Source organism: Pelagibius sp., from assembly GCF_028289705.1.
Classification (GTDB): Bacteria; Pseudomonadota; Alphaproteobacteria; order Kiloniellales; family Kiloniellaceae; genus Pelagibius.
Genome location: NZ_JANQOI010000173.1, coordinates 1 through 4,234, shown reverse-complemented (window position 1 = coordinate 4,234; position 4,234 = coordinate 1). Strand labels below are relative to the sequence as shown.

The following is a 4,234-nucleotide window of genomic DNA, read 5'->3' as shown; positions in this document are numbered from 1 at the left end:
TCGAGGCGGCGCAGGCCGTGGGGCTGCCGGTGAAGCTGCACGCCGATCAGCTCTCCAACCTGCAGGGCGCCGCCCTCGCCGCACGCTTCGGCGCGCTCTCCGCGGACCATCTGGAATACACCGGCGATGCCGGCGTGCGCGCCATGGCCGCCGCCGGCACCGTCGCCGTGCTGCTGCCCGGCGCCTTTTACTTCCTGCGCGAGACCCAGTTGCCGCCCATGGAGTCCCTGCGCGGCGCCGGCGTTCCCATCGCCATCGCCACCGACAGCAATCCCGGCTCGTCGCCGGTGACCTCCCTCCTGCTGATGCTGAACATGGCCTGCACCCTCTTCCGCATGACCCCGGAGGAAGCGCTGGCCGGCGTCACCCGCAACGCCGCCCGCGCCCTCGGCCTGCAGGAAAGCCACGGAACCCTGGAGGCCGGCAAGGCCGCCGACTTCGTGCTCTGGGATTTCGATCACCCGGCGGAGCTGGCCTACCGCATCGGCGCCAACCCCTGTCACCAGGTGGTGAAGGACGGCAAGCCCGTCGCGGGCTGAGCCCCCTCACCTTCCCACTTCGTGGGCCCCTTCCTCTCCCGCGAGGGGGAGAGGGAAACAAACGCACGCCCAATGGGTAAACCCTCTCCCCGCCGTGGGAGAGGGCTGCGCAGGCTTGGTGAGCGTAGCGAGCCTAGCCGGAGCTGGGTGAGGGGGATGGCCGGCCCTCGTCTAGGCGTCGGCTTCCATCTCCGCCCAGGCGAGCATGGTCTGGACGAGACCGGCGAGCACCGGGCGCACCTGCTCCGCCAGGTCCTCGCGGAAGGCGTAGGGGGGCGCTTCGTCCATGTAGGTGATCTGGGAGAGCTCGAGCTGCACGGCGTGGATGCCGGCGGCCGGATCGCCGTAGTTGCGGGTGATGTAGCCGCCCTTGAAGCGGCCGTTGGCGGCGTGGCTGAAGCCGATCAGCTCCGCCTCCCGGGCCACCGCCGTCAGGATGCCCAGCAGATCCTCCGCCGCCGCGGCACCGCCGGCGGTGCCCAGATTGAAGTCCGGCAGGCGCCCCTCGAAGAAGCGCGGCACGTGGCTGCGGATCGAGTGGGCGTCCCACAAGAGCGCGATGCCGTGGCGCGCCTTGAGCGCGGCCAGTTGTTCGGCGACGCGGTCGTGGTAGGGCTGCCAGTAGGCGGCCCGGCGCTGCGCCACCTCCGCTTCGGAGAGCGCCTCTCCCGCCCGGTAGATCGGCACCAGGTCGAAGGTCGACGTGGGGCAGAGTTCGGTGTTGTTGGCGCCGGCATAGAGGGCGGCACCGTCCGGCGCGCGGTTCAGGTCGATGACATAACGCGAGTGGGTGGCCTGGATGATCGAGACGTCGAGATCGCTTAGAAAGTCATAGAGTTGGGGAATGTGCCAGTCGGTGTCCGGCAGGGTCCGTGCCGCCTCGGTCATGCGCGCGGCGATCTCCGGCGGGATATGGGTGCCGCTGTGGGGCATGGAGACCAGCAGCGGCAGGCTGCCTTCGGAGAAGTTGAAGAGGTCCATGCCGGCAAATCCTTCCGCTTCGATGCCCGGCAGCCGCCGTGAGCGCGCTGGCACCCCGGGCCGCTGTTGTATATACAAGTTCATATAGAGGTCCCGGGACCATCGGCCAAGCGCCAGTCCCCGAGACCGCATCCGGGCCGAGGGCGGCCCGTCGTTTGGAACAGGACCACGAAGGCAAAGTACCCGACAAGCGATGTCCCGTTCCGCGCCCCTCGATCCACCGCTTTACCAACAGGTGAAAGACTACATCGTCGGCCGCATCCTGGCCGGCGACTGGCCGGAGGGCGCGCGGGTGCCCTCCGAGAACGAGCTGACCCGCGAGCAGGGCGTCAGCCGCATGACGGTGCACCGCGCCCTGCGCGAGCTGACCGGCGAAGGCTGGCTGGAACGCGTGCAGGGCGCCGGCACCTTCGTCGCCCAGGCCAAGCCCCAGTCGGAGATCCTCTCGATCCACAACATCGCCGACGAGATCCGCGAGCGCGGCCACGAACACAGCGCCGAGATCTGCCTGCTGCGCCGGGAAAAGGCACGCGCCCTGGAAGCCAAGCTGCTCGGCCTGCAGCGCGGCGAGGCGCTGTTCCACTCGATCATCGTCCACCGGGAAAACGGCCTGCCGATCCAACTGGAAGACCGCTATGTGAGCCCGGCGGTGGCGCCGGCTTATCTGGAGCAGGACTTCACGGAGATCACGCCGCACCACTACCTGATGCAGGCCGCCCCCTTGAGCGAGGCCGAGCACGTGGTCATGGCGGTGCTGCCGAGCCCGGAGGAAGCGCAGCTTCTGGAGATCCCGCCGGGGGACCCCTGCCTGCTGCTGCGCCGCCACACCTGGTCGGCCGAGCGCCCGGTCACCTGGGCCCGCCTGCTCCACCCCGGCGAACGCTACCGCCTCGGCGGCCGGTTCTCGGCAGAGACCGTGCGCTAGGGTCTTTAGAGCCTGACCCGAATTGAGACCTTTTCCGTCAGAGGATTCCGGCCCTCCGGCGTCCCAGACCGTCATTGCCGGACTTGTTCCACTGCTGTCCGGTTTAAGGTCAGCATCGGGGAATACAGGCTGCCGTCGAGTATGTGGCTCACCCCCCTCCCAACCTCCCCCCGTCAAGGGGGGAGGAGAGTTTTCTCAGCCGTTTCAATAACTTCCCCCTCCCCCTTTGACGGGGGAGGGCTGGGGTGGGGGTGTCAACCTCTCAACCGCAAGCCGTTCGCCTTTGAGCCCTCGTTTTCCTGTCCCAATACCAAGCTGCTGGCTCCAAAGCCTGATAACACACGCCTCTGCGCAAAACGCCAAAGCGCTAAGGAACGATCGGAGGGTGACCGTGCGAGGCATTCAAGGACCGTTACGCCCTACTCCGCCGCCGCAGGCCCGGCGCAGCGGAAGCCGACCATGTCCAAGCTGATGTCCGGCGGATTGCCGTGGCGGTAGGCGGCGCGCAGGCAGTAGGGGTTGTTGCCCCAGCCGCCGCCGCGGATCACCCGCTCCGCCGGGCGGCCGGGAAAGGGGCTGGCGGTCCACTCCCAGACATTGCCCGCCATGTCGTCGAAACCGAAGGGCGAGCGCCCCTTGGGATAGGTACCCACCGGCGCGGTGCGCGCGTGGCCGTCGCTGGCATCGGGCGCGCAGCAGCGCTCGGTCCCGAAGTTGGCGAAGAGCTGCCGGCCGTCCTGCACCGGCGGCTCCTCGCCCCAGGCGTAGCGGTGGGACTGCGGCCCGCGGGCGGCGAAGGCCCATTCCTCCTCCGTCGGCAGGCGCAGGTCGAAGAAGGCGCAGAAGGCCTCGGCGTCCAGGGCCGAGACCTGCACCACCGGATGATTGGAGAGATCTTCGATGGAGGAGCCCGGCCCCTGGGGATGGCGCCAATCGGCGCCGTCGACCGAACGCCAGCGCCTGTCCCAAACAAAGCCGCTGCCCCGCACCTCGGCGTCGGTCACCCGGTCGCGCAGGGCGACGAAGGCGGCGAACTGGGCGTTGGTCACCTCCCGCCGCATCAGGCTGAAGGGCGCCACGGTGACCGGCCGGCGCAGCTCGTTGGCATCCCCGCCCTCGTCGCCGGTGACGAAGCTCCCGCCGGGAATGGTCACCAGATCCAGCCCGCCGTTGGCGGACGCCGGCAGCCAAGGCGCCGCCAGGACCAAGACGAAAAGCAATACAGCAAGCACCGAATCGCGGTGCGACTCCCTCACCATCCACACAGTGAGCCATCCCAATGCCCTCCATGCCAATCACCTTTTGGGAAGAGCCGCAAGCCTCTGGCGTCGACTCCCCGGCCAAAGTTGTATATACAACTTTGTTGCCCAGCCGGAGGATCCTCGCCATGTCTGACACCACATCCGCCCCCGATCCGCGCCGCGACAACGCGCGCGTCATCCGCAGCCCGCATGGGCCCGAGATCACAGCCAAGTCCTGGCTGACCGAGGCGCCCCTGCGCATGCTGATGAACAACCTGGACCCGGAGGTGGCCGAGAAGCCGGAGGAACTGGTGGTCTACGGCGGTATCGGCCGGGCGGCGCGGGACTGGAAGTCCTTCGACACCCTGGTCTCCTGCCTCGAGACCCTGAACGAGGACGAGACCCTGCTGGTCCAGTCCGGCAAGCCGGTCGGCGTCTTCAAGACCCACGCCGACGCGCCGCGGGTGCTGATCGCCAACTCCAACCTGGTGCCCCACTGGGCCGACTGGGAGCACTTCGGGCGGCTCGATAAGCTGGGCCTGATGATG

At 68.5% G+C, this 4,234-nt stretch carries 4 protein-coding genes and 1 pseudogene; 3 read left to right on the top strand and 2 right to left on the bottom strand.

The window, feature by feature from the left end:
- Positions 1-539, top strand: a 539-nt coding sequence (locus tag Q0996_RS21460; protein ID WP_299624772.1) for an amidohydrolase family protein, incomplete at its 5' end; no start/stop codon positions are given.
- 171 nt (positions 540-710) lie between these two features.
- Here the strand turns inward: Q0996_RS21460 and hutG are convergent.
- The gene (hutG, locus tag Q0996_RS21455) at positions 711-1,574 is read right to left on the bottom strand and encodes an N-formylglutamate deformylase (RefSeq protein ID WP_299624769.1); all 864 of its coding nucleotides are present in this window, start codon (positions 1,572-1,574) and stop codon (positions 711-713) included.
- Positions 1,575-1,713: 139 nt separating this feature from the next.
- Between hutG and hutC the strand changes: the two genes are divergently transcribed.
- Positions 1,714-2,445 carry a histidine utilization repressor gene (gene hutC, locus Q0996_RS21450; protein WP_299624703.1) on the top strand — a complete coding sequence of 244 codons (732 nt, stop codon included), beginning with the start codon at positions 1,714-1,716 and terminating at the stop codon, positions 2,443-2,445.
- A gap of 419 nt (positions 2,446-2,864) precedes the next feature.
- On the opposite strand, the gene Q0996_RS21445 is transcribed toward hutC, so the two are convergent.
- On the bottom strand, positions 2,865-3,677 hold the full coding sequence (locus Q0996_RS21445) for an SUMF1/EgtB/PvdO family nonheme iron enzyme (protein WP_299624700.1): 813 nt from the start codon (positions 3,675-3,677) through the stop codon (positions 2,865-2,867).
- 155 nt (positions 3,678-3,832) lie between these two features.
- On the opposite strand from Q0996_RS21445, the pseudogene Q0996_RS21440 reads away from it, so the two are divergent.
- Positions 3,833-4,234 (top strand): annotated as a pseudogene (locus tag Q0996_RS21440) (urocanate hydratase); the annotation flags it as partial.